We start from the raw sequence: 17,159 nt of genomic DNA on the forward strand, positions 1-17,159 counted from the left end.
GCCCAACCCCCCCCCCCCCCCCCCCCCCCCCGCCCCCCCCCGGCCCCCCCGCGGGGGGGGGGGGGCCCCCCGACCGGTACGGCTCCGACGCCGAGGATCCGGTCGCTCCGATCGTCCTGGAGACATATCTCCGCGATGATCGGGGCGGCCGGTTTTCACGCCGTCGGAGCGGGCCGACAGACCGGCCCGGGCGGGCCGAACAGCCCGCGGTGATCGACGGATGAGACCCTGTCGACCCGGTCCGAGCAGCAGCTAGGCTGCACCATCGCCCGCACTCCAGGAGGTTGCGCTGAGACTCGAACTGCGCGGCATCACCAAGCGGTTCGGTGAGCTGGTCGCCAACGACCACATCGACCTGACGGTGGAGCCCGGAGAGATTCACGCGCTGCTCGGTGAGAACGGCGCGGGCAAGTCCACCCTGATGAACGTGCTGTACGGCCTGCTCCAGCCCGACGAGGGCGAGGTGTTGGTCGACGGCAGGCCGCTGAAGGCCAAGGGCCCCGGCGACGCCATCGCGGCCGGCATCGGCATGGTGCACCAGCACTTCATGCTGGTCCCGGTCTTCACCGTGGCCGAGAACGTCATGCTCGGCGCCGAGCAGGTCCGGGGCGGCATCGCCGGCTTCCTCGACCGGCGGCGGGCCCGTCGCCAGGTGACCGAGGTGTCCGGCCGCTACAACCTGCGGGTCGACCCGGACGCGGTGGTCGAGGACCTGCCGGTCGGCGTGCAGCAGCGGGTCGAGATCCTCAAGGCACTGACCCGGGACGTCGACCTGCTCATCCTGGACGAGCCGACCGCCGTGCTGACCCCCCAGGAGACCGAGGAACTGCTCGGGATCATGCGGTCGCTCAAGGAGTCCGGCAAGTCGATCGTCTTCATCACGCACAAGCTCAAAGAGGTCAAGGCGATCGCCGACCGGATCACCGTGATCCGCCGGGGCCGGACCGTCGGCACCGCCAGCCCGAGCGCCAGCGAGGACGAGCTGGCCGCGCTGATGGTCGGGCGCACGGTCAACCTGACCGTGCAGAAGGCCGCCGCCGCGCCGGGCGAACCGGTGTTGGAGGTCGAGGGACTCGTCGTCGACGACGAGCGTTCGGTGCGGGCGGTCGACGGCGTCGACCTGACCGTACGCGCCGGTGAGGTGCTCGGCATCGCCGGTGTGCAGGGCAACGGCCAGACCGAGCTGATCGAGGCGCTGATGGGGCTGCGTCCGGTACTGCACGGCACGGTGAGCCTGGCCGGTCAGCGCATCGACGGCTGGCCGACCAAGCGGGTGCTGCGGGCCGGCGTCGGCTACGTCCCCGAGGACCGCAGCGTCGACGGGCTGGTCAAGGAGTTCAGCGTCGCCGAGAACCTGGTGCTGGACATCTACGACCAACCGCCGTTCGGCTCCGGTCTGGTGCTCCGGCCGGACGCGATCACCGCCTCGGCCCGGGAGCGGATCCCCGAGTTCGACGTACGCACCTCGTCGGCGGAGGCGGCCGTCGGCACGCTCTCCGGCGGCAACCAGCAGAAGGTGATCATCGCTCGGGAGATGTCCCGGCCGCTCAAGCTCTTCGTGGCCGCCCAGCCGACCCGGGGCGTGGACGTCGGCTCGATCGAGTTCATCCACCGCCGGATCATCCACGAGCGGGACATCGGCACCGCCGTACTCCTGATCTCCAGCGAGCTGGACGAGGTGATCGGGCTGGCCGACCGGATCGCGGTGATGTACCGGGGCCGGATCCTCGGCGTCGTCGGGCCGGACACCCCGCGCGAGGAGATCGGCCTGCTGATGGCCGGCATCACCGACCCCGCACCGGACGGCACCGCCGGGACAGCCGGCACCGCAGAGAACGCAACCCCCGACGGGCCGGCGACCCCGGCTCCCGACGTCGCTGGTAGCGAGGAAACCCGATGACCGACGTGAACGAGCCCGGGTCGCCCTCGCCGGAGAAGTCTCCGGCCGGGCAGCGGCCCGGTGCCGAGCCGGTGACCACGGTCGGCCCGGCCGATCCGTCCGGCGCCGGCACCGCAGCCGGTGCGGCCGATTCCGACGGTACGTCGCCGGCCGATTCCGGGGCTGCGCCGGGCGGGCCCGGGGACGCGCTGACCGACCGGGACGGCGGCGGGCGGCAACTGCTCCGGTCGTTCGTGCACAACCTCTGGGCGGCCAACACCCTCACGGTCACCGTGCTGGCGATCGTGCTGGCCACGCTGATCGGTGCGGTACTGATCGTCGTCTCCGACCCGGACGTGCTCGCCACCTGGGGTTACTTCACCGCCCAGCCCTCCGACGCGCTCAACTCCAGCTGGGCCGTTGTCAGCGACGCGTACGCGAACCTGTTCAAGGGCGCGGTCTTCGACCCGGCGGCCGTGCAGGCCTGGGCGAACGGCACCGGCGGCTGGCAGCCGGTCTTCGCGCCGATCTCGGAGACGCTGACCTACGCCGCCCCGCTGGTCTTCACCGGGTTGGGCGTCTCGCTCGCCTTCCGGGGCGGCCTGTTCAACATCGGCGCGCAGGGGCAGGCCACCATCGGGGTGATCCTGGCCGCGCTGGCCGGCTTCCTGCTGCCACTGCCGCCGGTGCTGCACCTGATCGTGGCGGTGCTGGCCGGCGCGCTGGGCGGGGCGATCTGGGGCTTCGTCCCCGGCTTCCTGAAGGCGCGTACCGGTGCGCACGAGGTGATCACCACGATCATGCTCAACTACGTCGCGATCTCCTTCCTGGCCTGGATCATCGTGCAGAACGGCGTACACGATCCGAACCGGACGGACGCGATCAGCCGGCCGGTGGACGGCTCGGCCCAACTGCCCCGGCTGCTCGGCAGCGACCTGCGGGTACACCTCGGCATCGTGCTGGCGGTCGCAGTCACCTGGGCGGTCGGCTGGCTGCTCAACCGCTCCACCTTCGGCTTCGAGCTGCGCGCGGTCGGCGCCAACCCGGACGCGGCGCGGACCGCGGGGATCAGCGTCGGCCGGACGTACGTGCTGGTGATGGTGATCGCCGGGGCGCTCTCCGGGCTGGGCGGCGCGAACATGGTGCTCGGGACCACCGCCACCGCGCTCACCCCGCTGGTGGTCGCCCAGATCGGCTTCGACGGCATCCTGGTGGCACTGCTCGGCCGGGTGAAGCCGTGGGGAGTCGCGCTCGCCGCCCTGCTCTTCGGGGCGCTCCAGGCCGGCGGCAACCGGATGCAGTCGTACGCCAGCATCTCCCTGGAACTGGTCACCGTGCTCCAGGCGCTGATCGTCATCTTCATCGCCGCGCCGGCACTGGTGAAGGCGATCTTCGCGCTCCGGGCCGCCCGGGCCGCGAGGTTGTCCACGAGCATGGCGAAGGGCTGGTAGCCACAGATGTCAACCCTTACTGCCGAGGAACTCGCCGTCACCGTACGGCCGGGCTTCTGGACCCGGGACCGCAGGGTCGGCGCCGGTGCCGTACTGCTCGGGCTGGTCGCGGCGGTGCTCTTCGGTGCGCTGGCCACCGGCGAGGACGCGCGGTTCACCCTCAGCGAGGATGCCGGCGGTGCGGCGCTGGCCATCGACGGTACCGTCGGGGCGATCCTGTTCGGGCTGGTCGCGGCGGCGGCCGGCGCGGCGCTGCTGTCCGGGCTGCCGAAGCGCTGGTTCGTGCCGCTGCTCGGCGCGGCGGTGGTCGGAGTGGTGCTCTCCTTCCTCTGCTGGCAGGTGTCGGCCGCGCCGGCCGGGCAGAACTTCATGCCGCTGGTCAACATCGTCCGGGGTACCTTCATCCTGGCCCTGCCGCTGATCTTCGGCGCCCTGGCCGGGGTGCTCTGCGAGCGCTCCGGCGTGGTGAACGTGGCGATCGAGGGCCAACTGCTGATGGGCGCCTTCGCCGGTGCCCTGGTCGGCACCATCGCGGCCAGCGCCTGGATCGGGCTGATCGCGGCGGCGCTGGGCGGGGCGCTGATCTCGCTGCTGCTGGCGGTCTTCACCATCCGCTACCTGGTCGACCAGGTGGTGATGGGTATCGTGCTCAACCTCTTCGCGGTCGGCCTGACCGGATTCCTCTACGAGCGGCTGATGCAGCCGGAGGCGGCCAAGTACAACCAGCCGCCGAGGTTCGAGGCGTGGCCCATCCCGGTGCTGTCCGACATCCCGGTGCTCGGGCCGGCGCTGTTCCGGGGCAACATCTTCCTCTACCTGGCGCTGATCCTGGTGGTGGTGATCCACGTCGCGCTGTTCCGTACGAGGTGGGGGCTGCGGACCCGCTCGGTGGGTGAGCACCCGACCGCCGCCGACACCCTCGGGGTGAAGGTGCTGGCGCTGCGCTACCGCAACGTGCTGCTCGCCGGCATGGTCGCCGGGCTGGGCGGCGCCTCCTACACGCTGGCGCTCTACACCTTCAGCAAGAACATGATCGGCGGCAAGGGCTTCATCGCGCTGGCGGCCCTGATCTTCGGGCGGTGGAGTCCGACCGGTGCCCTGCTGGCGGCGCTCTTCTTCGGCTTCGCCGACCAGCTCGGCACCTATCTGGGCGCGATCGACAGCAGCATCCCGAGCGAGTTCCTGGCGATGCTGCCGTACCTCGCCACGCTGCTGGCCGTGGCCGGCCTGGTCGGCAAGGTGCGGGCGCCGGCCGCCGACGGCAAGCCCTACATCAAGGGCTGACCAGCGGCGGGGCAGGATGGGGGCGTGACGATGGAGATTGACTGGGCGAAGCTGCGGGCCGCCGCGACCGACGTGATGCGGCACGCGTACGCGCCGTACTCGAACTTCCCGGTCGGGGCGGCGGCGCTGGTGGACGACGGCCGGGTGGTGGTCGGCTGCAACGTCGAGAACGCCGGCTACGGCGTGACGCTCTGCGCCGAGTGCGGCGTGGTGTCGGCGCTGCACGCCTCGGGCGGGGGCCGGCTGGTCGCGCTGTCCTGCGTGGGGGCGACCGGCGAGCCGCTGATGCCGTGCGGGCGGTGCCGGCAACTCCTCTGGGAGAACGGCGGACCGGAGTGCCTGATCGAGGCGGATCCGGTACCGCTGCGGATGGCCGAGCTGCTGCCGCACGCGTTCGGGGTGGAGGATCTGGAGGCCATCGCGACGTCGGTGAAGGTGCCGGCGGTGCCGGAGGCGCTGGCCGCGTGGCGGGGCCGGGGGACCGTCTTCGTGCACCCGGACGTCTCGGGCGGCCGGCAGGTCTGGACCGGCTACTGGGAGCGGGCCGCCGGGGACGCCGAGGGGGCGCAGACCGGAGTACTCGAGGAGGCCCCGAGCTGGGACGACCCGGCCGAGGCGGTGAGCTGGGGACAGGCGCGTACGCCCCGGGTGGTGGTGGTCGACGCCGACGGGGCGATGTTCTGGGCGGGCGAGGCGGAGCCGCCGGCCGAGATCCCGCAGCGGTGGGCTGGCTGAGTCCGGTCCGGGGTTACCCAGGCCGGGTTCCGACGGGCCGGCGTTTCGACAGGCAAGTGGGGAAGAGGAAGCTGTGGGTGGGTTGGCCGCGGTCGACGTGATCCGGGCGAAGCGGGACGGTGGGACGCTCTCCGACGAGCAGATCGACTGGGTGGTCGACGCGTACACCCGGGGGCGGGTCGCCGACGAGCAGATGTCGGCGCTGGCGATGGCGATCCTGCTGCGCGGCATGACCCCGGCTGAGATCGCCCGCTGGACGGCCGCGATGATCGCCAGCGGAGACCGGCTGGACCTCTCCGGGGTACGCCGGCCGACCGTGGACAAGCACTCCACGGGCGGGGTCGGCGACAAGATCACGCTGCCGCTCACGCCGCTGGTGGCGGCGTGCGGTGCGGCGGTACCGCAGCTCTCCGGGCGCGGCCTGGGGCACACCGGCGGGACGCTGGACAAGCTGGAGTCGATCCCGGGGTGGCGGGCCGCGCTGGGCAACGACGAGTTCATCGCCCAGTTGGACGAGGTCGGTGCGGTGATCTGCGCGGCCGGTGAACGGCTGGCGCCGGCCGACCGCAAGCTCTACGCGCTGCGCGACGTCACCGGCACCGTGGAGGCCATCCCGCTGATCGCCAGCTCGATCATGAGCAAGAAGATCGCGGAGGGTACCGGAGCGCTGGTGCTGGACGTCAAGGTCGGCTCGGGCGCGTTCATGAAGTCGGAGGCGGACGCCCGGGAACTGGCCCGGACCATGGTGGAGCTGGGCGGCGCGCACGGGGTGCGGACGGTCGCCCTGCTGACCGACATGTCGACGCCGCTGGGACTGGCCGTGGGCAACGCGGTCGAGGTGGCCGAGTCGGTCGAGGTGCTGGCCGGTGGCGGGCCGGCCGACGTGCTGGAGCTGACCCTCGAGTTGGCCCGGGAGATGCTGGTGGCGGCCGGGCTGCCGGACGCCGACCCGGAGCGGGCGCTGCGGGACGGCCGCGCCATGGACGTCTGGCGGGCGATGATCCGGGCCCAGGGCGGGGACCCGGACGCCCCGCTGCCGGTCGCCCCGGAGGCAGAGGTCGTCCGGGCGGACCGGGACGGCTACCTCGCCGCCGTCGACGCGTACGGGATCGGGATCGCGGCGTGGCGGCTCGGCGCGGGACGGGCCCGCAAGGAGGACCCGGTCAGCGCCGGGGCCGGGGTGCTGCTGCACCGCAGGCCGGGAGATCCGGTACGCGCCGGTGATCCGCTCTACGAGCTGCGGGCCGACGACCCGGGGCGGATCCCGGCGGCGCGCGCCGTCGCCGCCGAGGCGGTGTCGATCTCGGCCGAACCGCCGACCCTGCCGGCCCTGGTCATCGACCGGATCGGATAGCCGCCCGCCGGGCGGGAACGGGCTCGTGCCGGTCAGCTTCCACCGCCGCGCCTGCCACGCCGGGCGCCCATGGTGTACGGAGTGCCGACCGGCTATCCTCCGTCGCCGGGGGGTAGCACCGGGTGCGCGGTCGGCTCGACGACGGGCCACACCGCACCCGGTGTCGTGGGTGCCGTGCGCGCCCGACGCGACTCCGACGTGACGGGAAACCAGGCTGTGACCGTATCCGCTCCCGACCCGCAGGCGGTCCGGGCCGCCAACGTGACCGAGTTGCAGCGGTTGGGGCTGCCGGTGCCACCGGAGCAGTTTCCGCTGGTCTGGGAGCCGGGTGACGCGGTCGAGCTGCGACCCACCGCCGAGATCGAGGCCCGGACCGCCGTACTGCACCTGGTGCTGGCACGCTGCTTCGGCATGCCGCCGGAGGCGGGGATGAGCTGGCTGCTCGGCTCGCACCTGGTGGAGGCGGTGACACCGCCGGAGTGGCAGTTCGTGATGGGCAGCCGCGGAGACCACCGGTCGTTCGTACTGCACCACGACGCGGTCTTCGCGCTGGCCTGGGTACTCGGGCTGAGCCGGCACCTGGACCCGACGGAGCCCAGCGACGAGCGGCTGATGGAGCGGCTGCCCAACCTGGCGGCGGGGGAGACCTTCAGCCAGTGGCGCTCCCGCACCCTGGCGGCGCCCCGGGACGCGGCCGAGGTCGCCGTGGTGCTCGACTTCTACTACTGCCTGGACTGGGGTTACCTGGAGGCCGAGCAGTCGGGGCTGCAACTACCGGGGATGATCGACAGCAACGCGATCGGCCAGCGGCGGTGGGCGCTGGAGTGGGCGGTGGTGTTCCACGGCCCGTTCCACGACCCGCCCGCCGGCTGGGAGGAGGTCGACCTCTCCACCTGACCCGCCGGCTCCGTCCGACCGTCCGGTCGGCGCTCAGCGGGGGTGGTGGGCGGTCACCTGGACCGCCACGGTCACCGTGGCCGGTTCCGGGAGTTCGTCGATCCGCCGGTCGAGCCGGGCCGGGTCGGCGTGCCAGGCGCTCGGGCCCATCCCGACCAGGGTGCGGATCCCGGTCCGGTCGAGCCGGAGGGTGGCCCGGTGCACCGCCGTCGGGCCCGGCGCGAAGTGCTCGGCCAGGCTGCCGGCGACCCGGGCCTCCTTGGCCGGGTCGACCCGGAGCAGGCCGAGCCGGTCGACGAGTTCGCCGAGGTGCTCGGCGGTCGGCGTGACCACCAGCAGCGCGCCGTCGCCCCGGAGCACCCGGCGGAACTCCGGCCCGTTGCGCGGGGCGAAGACGTTCAACAGCAGCCCGGCGGCGCCGTCGGCCAGCGGCAGGCCGCGCCACGTGTCGCAGAGCGCGGCACCGGCCCGGGGATGGGCCCGGGCGGCCCGGCGCAGCGCCGGCTTGGAGACGTCCAGGGCCAGCCCGACGGCGGCGGGCAGGGCGTCGAGCACCGCGCCGAGATGCCGGCCGGTGCCGGCCCCGGCGTCCACCACCAGTTCCGGGTACGTCTGCGGTGCCGGCCCGGCGACCGCCCTGGCCAGGTCGGCGAGCGCGGTCGAGATCAGGTCGTAGTGGCCGGCGCCCAGGAACTCGTCCCGGGCGGCCACCATCGCCGCGCTGTCCCCGGAGTGGGTGGCCCGGCCGGCGGTGAGGTTGACGTACCCCTGCCGGGCCAGGTCGAAGCTGTGCCCCACCGGGCAGCGCAGCGCGACCGCCCCGGCGGGCGGTACGGCGGCCAGCGGCCGGGCGCAGACCGGGCAGCGGAGCAGCCGCAGGACCTCGGGTGGCACCCCGCCACGATAGTGCGGGACCGGGTTGGGACCGGCGGCACACCGCCGGTGGTGCGGCGCTGGTCCGGGTGGCCGGGCAACTAGGGTCGGGGCATGGCGGCAATCGGCTACGAAGACATCGTCCGGGTACCCAAGGCGCTGCTGCACGACCACCTGGACGGTGGGCTGCGTCCGGCGACGGTGGTCGAACTCGCCGAGGCGGTGGGGCATCCGCTGCCCACCACCGATCCGGAGGAGCTCGGCCGGTGGTTCGTGGAGGCGGCGGACTCGGGCTCGCTCGAGCGCTACCTGGAGACCTTCGCGCACACCGTGGCGGTGATGCAGACGGCCGAGGGGCTGCGCCGGGTGGCCGCCGAGTGTGCCCTGGACCTCGCCGCCGACGGGGTGGTCTACGCGGAGGTGCGGTTCGCGCCGGAGCAGCACCTGGAGCGCGGGCTCGACCTCGACGGCGTGGTGGAGGCGGTGCTGGCCGGGTTCGCCGAGGGCGCCGCCGAGGCGGCGGCGGACGGGCACCCGATCCGGATCGGCACGCTGCTGACCGCGATGCGGCACGCCGCCCGTTCCCAGGAGATCGCCGAACTGGCCGTCCGGCACCGGGACACCGGTGTGGTGGGCTTCGACATCGCCGGTGCGGAGGCAGGCTTCCCGCCCACCCGGCACCTGGACGCCTTCGAATACCTGCAACGGGAGAACTTCCACTTCACCATCCACGCCGGTGAGGCGTTCGGGCTGCCCTCGATCTGGCAGGCGATCCAGTGGTGCGGCGCCGACCGGCTGGGGCACGGGGTACGGATCGTCGACGACATCACCCCCGGGGACGACCGGCCGGTGCTCGGCCGGCTCGCCGCGTACGTGCGGGACAAGCGGATCCCGCTGGAACTCTGCCCGTCGTCCAACGTGCAGACCGGTGCCGCGCCGTCGATCGCGGAGCATCCGATCGGGCTCCTGCGCGACCTGCGGTTCCGGGTCACCGTCAACACCGACAACCGGCTGATGAGCGGCACCTCGATGTCCCGGGAGATGGCGCTGCTGGTCGAGGCGTTCGGCTACGGCTACCCGGAGTTGCAGTGGTTCACCATCAACGCGATGAAGAGCGCCTTCATCCCGTTCGACGAGCGGCTCGCCATCATCAACGAGGTGATCAAGCCGGCGTACGCGAAGCTGTTGCCCTGACGGGTGGACCGATCCGGCCAGGTGCGGATCGGCCACCGAGTCGGGGCGTTGTCGCACGATTTCCGGTCTGCTATCTCTTTTGGTCCGGGAAAACTGCCGGGCCGGTCAGCCGGGCTGCCCAGGCGGCCATTCGGTGGTCCGCACGGAGCGCGTAATCCGGCACTTCGACCTTGCCGTGGCGGACCGGTCGGGCAATGGTTCTCCCCGCCGTGTGAGCCGGCCTTCCGGTGACACCGGAGCCGAACGCAGCCACCGTACGCGAGGGCGTAGGGTTTCCCGTGCCGGTAACGTTCGATACGTTGCGGTGTGGGTTCCGGGTCCGGGCCGAGCGGTGACCAGCCGGTTCTGGACGGTTGACGGCAGTGGAGCATGGACAGGATGCGTGACTACCCTGGGTGACGCCAGAAAGACAGACTGCTGTCAAATCGCGGGGACATCCGGATGCGCTTCCAGTCGGTGACAACCTGGGCTTTCTTCTTGAGTTGCGGCGTGATGGAATCTCGGAGGTCCGACCCGCCCGGGTCGGTCGATCAGCGGTGCCCTGGGCCATTGGCCGGGTACTGGATGGGAAGGCGGTGACGTGAGCAAGCGGCCGAAGACAGCAAGCCCGATCCTGTCGCGTCTCCGCTGGCCGGTCGCCGGCCGGCTGCGCGACATGCCGATCTGGTCGAAGCTGGGTCTGATCATGATCGCGCCGACCATCGCGGTCGTCGTGGTCGGTACGACCAGCATCGTCGACCACATGGAGACGTTGGACGACGCGAACCGGGCGCACACCCTGGCCACGCTCGCCCAGACCTCCGGCGAACTGGTGCACGACCTGCAGGACGAGCGGGCGGGCGCCGTACTGCTGCTCGGCTCGCCGAACGAGAGCACCCGGAAGGCAGCCCGCGACGCCTACAACAAGGTGCATCCCGAGGTCGACAAGGCCAAGGGGCCCTATTCGGAGCGCCGGGCGCAGCTCGACGAGCTGCCGGGCAACTTCGACGCGCTGCTGGCCCAGATCGACCAGGGCCTGGCCGACCTGCCGGGGATCCGCAGCCAGGTCATCAACTCCAAGCTCAAGCTGACCGACGCCGCGCAGTCGTACGAGGGTCTGATCAACGACCTGCTCAACATCCGGGACCTGGCCTCGCAGCTCGCCGGCGACGCCTCGCTGAGCGACCGGATGCGGGCCGCCGCCGCCAACGCGCGCGGCAAGGAGTTCCTGTCGATGCGGCGGGTCGTGGTGCACCGCGCGCTGATCGACGGTGAGCTGACCGCCGCGTTGCAGACCGACTACATCGCCACCGAGACCGGTCAGCAGCAGGCGTTGCAGACCTTCAAGGCGATCGCGACCGGCTCCGAGTCCGCCTTCTACGACGAGACGGTGACCGGCGCCGACGTGCGCGAGGTCGACAGCTACGGCGGCTGGATCCGGGGGCGGACGGACGAACGCATGTCCGACGCGCCGTTCGACGCCGACGACTGGGACTCGGCGATGGTCGGCAACGCCCAGCTGATCCGTGCGGTCGAGGGCCGGCTCGACTCCGACGTGCTCGCCGAGGCGAGCGCGCTCCGCGACGACGTGCAGCGCCAGGTCTTCCTGGAGACCGGCCTGCTGCTCAGCATGCTGCTGCTGGCTGTGCTCTTCGCCTACCTGGTCGCCCGTTCGATGGCCCGCTCGCTGCGGGAGCTGCGGCACGGCGCGCTCTCCATCGCCCAGTACGGCCTGCCGCACGCGGTGTCCCGACTGCGCGACCCGCAGATGACCGCGCAGATGTCGCCGGTGCAGCTGGCCAACCAGATCGCCGAGCCACTGCCGGTGCGCAGCAAGGACGAGTTCGGCCAGGTGACCGAGGCGTTCAACGCCGTCCACCTGGAGGCCGTCCGGACCGCCGCCGAGCAGGCCGCACTGCGGGCCTCGGTCGCGACGATGTTCGTCAACCTCGCCCGCCGTTCGCAGATCCTGGTCGACCGGCTCATCGGTCACCTGGACCGGCTGGAGCGGGGCGAGGAGGACCCGGACCGGCTGGCCGAGCTCTTCCAGCTCGACCACCTGGCCACCCGGATGCGCCGCAACGACGAGAACCTGCTGGTGCTCGCGGGCGCCGACTCGACCCGGGTGCAGCGCGAGCCGGCGGCACTGATCGACGTGCTCCGGGCCGCGCAGTCCGAGGTCGAGCACTACACCCGGATCGAGTTCGGCATGGTCGACCGGGACATCGAGGTGCAGGCCGCCGCCGTCAACGACCTGGTGCACCTGGTCGCCGAGCTCTTCGACAACGCCACCGCCTTCTCCCCGCCGGACTCGCAGGTGATGGTCGAGGCCCGCCGGGTGGGTGACCGGGCGACGCTCTTCGTCGAGGACCGGGGCATCGGCATCACCGCCGAGCAGCTACAGGACCTCAACGAGCGGCTCGCCACGCCGCCCGCCGTCGACGTGACCGTCTCCCGGATGATGGGTCTGGTCGTGGTCGCCCGGCTGGCGTCCCGGCACGGCGTCAAGGTCGAGCTGCGGCCCGGTCACGACCGGGGCACCGTCGCCGACGTCACGCTGCCCACCTCGATGCTGATTCCCCGGGCGCTCTCCGGCCGGACGCAGCACCCGGGCGGTTTCCCGGGTGCCCCGGAACCCTCCGCCCGTCCCGCGCTCGGCGCACCGCTCGCCCTGGAGAGCGGTCCGGCCACGCCGCCGGTACCGACCTTCGGTGGCGACCGTGGCCCTGGCTTCGGCGGGGACCGTGCTCCCGGCTTCGGTGGTGACCGCGGCCCCGGCTTCGGTGGCGACCGTGGTCCGAGCTTCGACCGCGACGGCGCTCCGCACGGCCGACCCTACGAGCCGGCGATGAACGGCGGTGGGCAGAGCAGCCCCCCGAGCCAGCCCAGGGAGATGCCGGCCTGGTCCGACCTGACCGGCGCCCGGGCGGGACGCAACGGAAACGACCCGTTCACGCCTCGGACCCCCAACGGACACGACATCGAGCCGCTGCCGCAGCGGCGGGCCACCGAGCAGGATCCGGCCGGCCTCTCGGCGGAGACGACGATGTCCGGGTTCATCCCACGGCAGCGCCCGGCCACGCCGGATCAGCAGCCGAACGGGATGACGGCGCCACCGCCGGTATCCGCACCGCCGGTCCCGCCGGTTTCGGCTCCGCCGGCCGCGCAACCGCCGGTCTCCGCACCACCGTTCGGGTTGAACCCGTCGCCGGCCGTGCCGCCGCCGGCGCCGATCCCGGTGCCGCCGCCGGCCGCGCAGCCGCAGGCTCCGGGGGGCAACGCACCACCGGCCTGGCCGCCGGTGAACACGCCGGACCGGGAGGCCACCGCGCCGCCCGTCCCCGAGCGACTGGCCGCGGCCCTGGACATGACCGCCGAGCTGCCCAGGATGGCTCGGCCCCCGGCGGCGGACGCCGCGGCCAACGCGGAGGCGCGGCCGAAGTTCGCCGACGAGACCATGGAACTGCCGATCTTCCGCGAGCTGGAGTCGGCCTGGTTCCGCACCCGCCGGAAGCCGGAAGAGACCGGTGGGCAGCCGCAGGGAGCCGCTGCGGCCTCCCAGGCGACCGGCCAGGCCGTCGCGGTGGACACCGCCGTTCCCGACGCGGCCCAGGTCGGATCCGTACCGACGACAGGCAACGCGGCAACGGTGAACAGCCCGAGTTCCGGTGGCCAGCAGCCGGGGAGCGGGCCGGTCACCAACGGCACCGGTCGGCCGGGCGAGGGCGGCGGCTGGCGTACGGCTGCCGACGACGGTTGGCGGGCAGCCATGGCGGCTACGGCAGCTGCCACGACGTCGGGTGGCCAGACCACCCAGACCGGACTGCCCAAGCGGGTACCGATGGCACAGTTGGTGCCCGGAGCCGTGGAGAAGCCGACCACCTCGGTGCAGCGCCGTACGCCGGAGGCGGTACGCGGGCTCTTGTCCGCGTACCACCGTGGGGTGCAGCGTGGCCGCACGCACCCGACGGACGACCAGTCGACCAACCCGGAGGCGACTCCGGCTGGGCAGCAATCCCCGCAGGCCGGGGTGGGCCCCGCGACCGCAAGCGGCCAGAAGGAGCATGAAGGATGACATCTACGCAGGATCTCGGTTGGCTCTTGGCCAACTTCGCCGATCGTGTGCCCGGCGTCGCCCACGCGATCGCCGTCTCCGCGGACGGCCTGCTCCTGGCGTCGTCACGGGACCTTCCGCGCGACCGGGCGGATCAACTCGCCGCGATCGCGTCCGGCCTGGTCAGCCTCACCCAGGGCGCGGCGCGCTGCTTCGAGGGTGGGGCGGTGCTGCAGACAGTGGTCGAGATGGACAATGGTTTCCTGTTCCTGATGTCCATCTCGGACGGCTCGTCCTTCGCGGTCCTGGCCGCCCGGAGCTGTGACGTCGGGCAGGTGGGATATGAGATGGCACTGCTCGTCGACCGGGTGGGTGACGCGTTGACGCCGCAGCCGCGGGCCGCTGCGGGGATGCTGAGCTAGGTGGTACCCGGCCGGTGTGGTTCGCTGGCCGGTGCGACGACAATGGAACAATGACGAACTCCAGGCGTTGAGTCTCGGGTACGACGAGAAGGGGGTGAACGGCGATGATGGCTGAACGCGACGAGCCGACGGGCGCGCTGGTGAGGCCATATGCCGTTACCCGTGGTCGTACCAGGCCGAGACTGGACATCGCCCTGGAGGCGCTCGTCGAGACGACGGTGCGCGGTCGGTCCGCCGGTAACGGCAATGGCGGCCAGGGCCGGGAGCATCAATACATCGCCGCGCTGTGTGATGGTCGGCTGCAGTCGCTCGCGGAGATCGCGGCGCGGATGCAGTTACCGCTCGGAGTGGCTCGGGTCCTGATCGCCGACATGGCCGCCGATGGCCTGGTGGCGGTGCACGAACCGACAATTCTGGACGACTCAAACGACGCGGTGGGCACTGAACTGCTGGAGAGGGTGCTGAGTGGACTTCGCAGGCTCTGACATGTCGCACCGCCCAACGGCCGGGCGCGTGACATCGGCGAAGATCGTCATCGCCGGTGGCTTTGGCGTCGGCAAGACAACACTGGTCGGTTCGGTCTCGGAGATCACGCCGCTGACCACCGAAGCGATCATGGCGTCGGCTGGGGTGGGTGTCGATGACACCCGCCAGGTGCCGGGCAAGACGACCACCACGGTCGCGATGGATTTCGGTCGGATCTCGATCGACCGGGATCTCATCCTGTACCTGTTCGGCACCCCGGGCCAGACGCGGTTCTGGTTCATGTGGGACGAACTGGTGCGGGGCGCGATCGGTGCGGTCGTCCTGGTGGACACCCGCCGGCTGGCCGACTGCTTCGCGGCCATCGACTTCTTCGAGCACCGGCGGCTGCCGTACCTCGTGGCGATCAACTGCTTCGACGGGATGCAGTACCACGACCCGCAGGACGTGCGGGACGCGCTGGCGATCTCGAACGACGTTCCGGTCGTCGCGTGTGACGCCCGGAACCGGGAGTCGACCAAGCACGTGCTGATCTCGCTGGTCGAGTACGTGCTCACCATGCGGCGTTCGCGCGCCGTCGCCCCGGCCTGACCGGCGAGCACACGTCGCCCGTCGGTAGCGGTCCGGCCCTGGGCCGGCACGCCCGACGAGGTTGCCCGGCCCGTGCCGGGTAGGCGGCTGCCCGCGTCTTCCCCGGCGGCGACGGCGCGGACCCCGGCTGCGGAGTTCCTCGGCCGGCGCGGTGAGGTCGAGCGGCAGGCTGGGCTTCGGTGCAGGTGGCCCGGCACAGCGACCCGGCCGACCGGCATCCGGATCGGACGGTGCATGGTCGCCTCGCATCGGGAGACTGACCGTCGCCCTCGGACGCTCGCCGTCGCCTTCGGACGGTGACCGTCGCCTTCGGATAATGATCGTGGAGTCGTCCTCGCGCCGTGCTGCCTTCTGGCGTCGCCGTGAGGGCCAGGGCGGGGCGCGCGCCGCATCGGAGAGCCGTCACGGGGAGCCGTGGCGGAGACGGTAGGCCGCCGGGCCCGGTGACCGCTGCGGCGGAGCGTCAGGAAACCCGGCTCCAGGAGCCGGAGACCACGGTGAAGACGCCGAGCGAGTCCGGCTCCATCCCGCCGTGCCGGATCGGCGCGAACGAGTACGCCCCGGCGATCCCCTCGGTGATCTGGTTACCCAGGTAGGCACGGAGCCGTCCCCGGTCGACGCTCTTGCCGAGCCGGGCCGCGTTGACGATCAGTCGCAGCGCGTCCGCCCCGTACGGTGCGAAGCCGCTGAACGAGCCGTACAGATGGATGTAGCGGTAGACGAAGTCCCGCCGGTCCAGCCCGGCGGTGGAGGTGTTCGTCAGCGACGAGCTGTTCAGCGAGGCGGGGTGCACGACGTACGCGCCCTCGACCGCCGAGGCGTTCGCCTCCGACAGGGTGTCCTCGGCCACCGCACCGGCGTCGAAGAAGATCCGGCCCTTGTAGCCGGTCTGCCGCAGCGCCCGGGCCGCCGTACCGGAGAACGGCGCGGTGCCCCAGATGACCACGGCCTCGGGGTCGGGGTCGGTAACCTTTCTGGCCGCCGGTCGGTAGTCGGCGTTCTCGGCCCGGGGCAGCCGGGTCACCTTGACGAGGTCGACGTCCACCGCCTTCAGAGCCGCTGTGAGGGCCCGTACGCCCGAATCTCCGTGCGCGCCTGGCGCGGCTAGCAGACCGACCCGTTCGAAGCCCTGCGAGCGAATCAGCGGGGCCAGCGCCCTCGCCACGTCGCGGGCGTCCGGCGTGAGTTTGAAGATGTACGTCCGCTGCGCGAGCGGCACGGTGAGGTTGTCGGCCGCGGCGAAGGAGATGAACGGCACCTGCTGCTGCTGCGCGATCGGGATGATCGCCAGGGAGGTCTCGGCGAGGCAGCCGCCGATCAGCGCGTGCACGTTCTCCCGGGTGGCCAGTTCGGTGGCGTGCTGGGCGGCGAGCCGTGGTTCGCTGGCGTTGTCCCGGACCACCAGCCGGACGCTGCGGCGCAGGTTGCCGACGGCTACGCCCTGCTCGTTCAGCTTGTCGACCGTGATCTTCAGCGCCCGTTCCTGGAGGACGCCCAGTGCCTGGCCGGGGCCGGTGAGTTCGAGGCTGGCGCCGATGACGAGTTCGCGGGCGCCCGGTCCGGGCGGTCCGACCGGATTCTGGTCGTCACGTCCGCAGGCGGCGAGCAGGGTGGTGGCGGCTGCCGCCAGGAGGCCTCGCCGGCTCAGCGTCCACGCCTCGACTGCCGGTCCGGCCATCGTCGCCCTCCATCCGCTGGCCGCAGGTGTCGCCTACGGTCCCGGGGTATGGTCGCGGCCCCTCCCAGGAGTCGTCAACTCCGCACACTGTGGGAAGAAACACCAGGTCGACATAGGTTCGAAGCTGATTGGCCAGTCAGCCTAAGGGTCCTGACCGGACGGTCCGACCGGCATTGTCGGCCGGCCGGCCGGGCAGCGCGGAGCGTGCACGAGCAGCCACGCGCAGCCCTGGGCGGATGCGGAGAACCCACACCGGCCGGGGTCGACGACCCGCCGGTGTGGGTT

13 protein-coding genes are annotated in these 17,159 nt (G+C 72.1%); 11 read left to right on the forward strand and 2 right to left on the reverse strand.

Annotated features, from left to right (window positions below; genetic code table 11):
* The first annotated feature begins 349 nt into the window (after window positions 1-349).
* The 6 genes from V1634_RS20730 (at window position 350) to V1634_RS20755 (ending at window position 7,600) form a co-directional block, all read left to right on the forward strand.
* A complete protein-coding gene (locus V1634_RS20730; protein WP_331209752.1) occupies window positions 350-1,900 on the forward strand; it encodes an ABC transporter ATP-binding protein in 1,551 nt (516 codons plus the stop codon).
* Complete coding sequence (locus tag V1634_RS20735; protein ID WP_331209550.1) at window positions 1,897-3,330, forward strand: ABC transporter permease; 1,434 nt, start codon at window positions 1,897-1,899, stop codon at window positions 3,328-3,330. Before V1634_RS20730 ends, V1634_RS20735 begins: the two co-directional genes overlap by 4 nt.
* A gap of 6 nt (window positions 3,331-3,336) precedes the next feature.
* Entirely contained in the window at window positions 3,337-4,614 is a 1,278-nt protein-coding gene (locus V1634_RS20740) for an ABC transporter permease (RefSeq protein WP_331209551.1), read from the forward strand.
* A 30-nt stretch (window positions 4,615-4,644) separates the two neighbouring features.
* Window positions 4,645-5,349 (forward strand): cytidine deaminase, encoded by a 705-nt coding sequence (locus V1634_RS20745; RefSeq protein ID WP_331209753.1) that lies wholly within the window; start codon window positions 4,645-4,647, stop codon window positions 5,347-5,349.
* 73 nt (window positions 5,350-5,422) lie between these two features.
* The gene (locus V1634_RS20750; protein ID WP_331209552.1) at window positions 5,423-6,703 is read left to right on the forward strand and encodes a thymidine phosphorylase; all 1,281 of its coding nucleotides are present in this window, start codon (window positions 5,423-5,425) and stop codon (window positions 6,701-6,703) included.
* A gap of 216 nt (window positions 6,704-6,919) precedes the next feature.
* Window positions 6,920-7,600, forward strand: a complete 681-nt coding sequence (locus V1634_RS20755; RefSeq protein ID WP_331209553.1) for a DUF4272 domain-containing protein — start codon at window positions 6,920-6,922, stop codon at window positions 7,598-7,600.
* Window positions 7,601-7,633: 33 nt separating this feature from the next.
* Here V1634_RS20755 and V1634_RS20760 read toward each other — a convergent pair whose 3' ends face one another.
* Window positions 7,634-8,494, reverse strand: coding sequence for a putative RNA methyltransferase (locus V1634_RS20760; protein WP_331209554.1), 861 nt, complete (start codon window positions 8,492-8,494; stop codon window positions 7,634-7,636).
* Between the two features lie 93 nt (window positions 8,495-8,587).
* Between V1634_RS20760 and V1634_RS20765 the strand changes: the two genes are divergently transcribed.
* The 5 genes from V1634_RS20765 to V1634_RS20785 all read left to right on the forward strand — a co-directional run bounded on the left by V1634_RS20765 (window position 8,588) and on the right by V1634_RS20785 (window position 15,196).
* Complete coding sequence (locus V1634_RS20765) at window positions 8,588-9,667, forward strand: adenosine deaminase (RefSeq protein ID WP_331209555.1); 1,080 nt, start codon at window positions 8,588-8,590, stop codon at window positions 9,665-9,667.
* Between the two features lie 580 nt (window positions 9,668-10,247).
* Window positions 10,248-13,721 carry a sensor histidine kinase gene (locus tag V1634_RS20770; RefSeq protein ID WP_331209556.1) on the forward strand — a complete coding sequence of 1,158 codons (3,474 nt, stop codon included), beginning with the start codon at window positions 10,248-10,250 and terminating at the stop codon, window positions 13,719-13,721.
* The gene (locus V1634_RS20775; protein WP_331209557.1) at window positions 13,718-14,122 is read left to right on the forward strand and encodes a roadblock/LC7 domain-containing protein; all 405 of its coding nucleotides are present in this window, start codon (window positions 13,718-13,720) and stop codon (window positions 14,120-14,122) included. The genes V1634_RS20770 and V1634_RS20775 overlap by 4 nt, the downstream gene beginning before the upstream one ends.
* Window positions 14,123-14,229: 107 nt before the next feature.
* On the forward strand, window positions 14,230-14,607 hold the full coding sequence (locus tag V1634_RS20780) for a DUF742 domain-containing protein (protein WP_101371820.1): 378 nt from the start codon (window positions 14,230-14,232) through the stop codon (window positions 14,605-14,607).
* A 1-nt stretch (window position 14,608) separates the two neighbouring features.
* Window positions 14,609-15,196, forward strand: a complete 588-nt coding sequence (locus V1634_RS20785) for a GTP-binding protein (RefSeq protein ID WP_331209558.1) — start codon at window positions 14,609-14,611, stop codon at window positions 15,194-15,196.
* A gap of 463 nt (window positions 15,197-15,659) precedes the next feature.
* On the opposite strand, the gene V1634_RS20790 is transcribed toward V1634_RS20785, so the two are convergent.
* The gene (locus V1634_RS20790) at window positions 15,660-16,874 is read right to left on the reverse strand and encodes an ABC transporter substrate-binding protein (RefSeq protein ID WP_331209559.1); all 1,215 of its coding nucleotides are present in this window, start codon (window positions 16,872-16,874) and stop codon (window positions 15,660-15,662) included.
* Between the last annotated feature and the right edge of the window lie 285 nt (window positions 16,875-17,159).

This window comes from Plantactinospora veratri (assembly GCF_036421995.1).
Lineage (GTDB): Bacteria > Actinomycetota > Actinomycetes > Mycobacteriales > Micromonosporaceae > Plantactinospora > Plantactinospora veratri.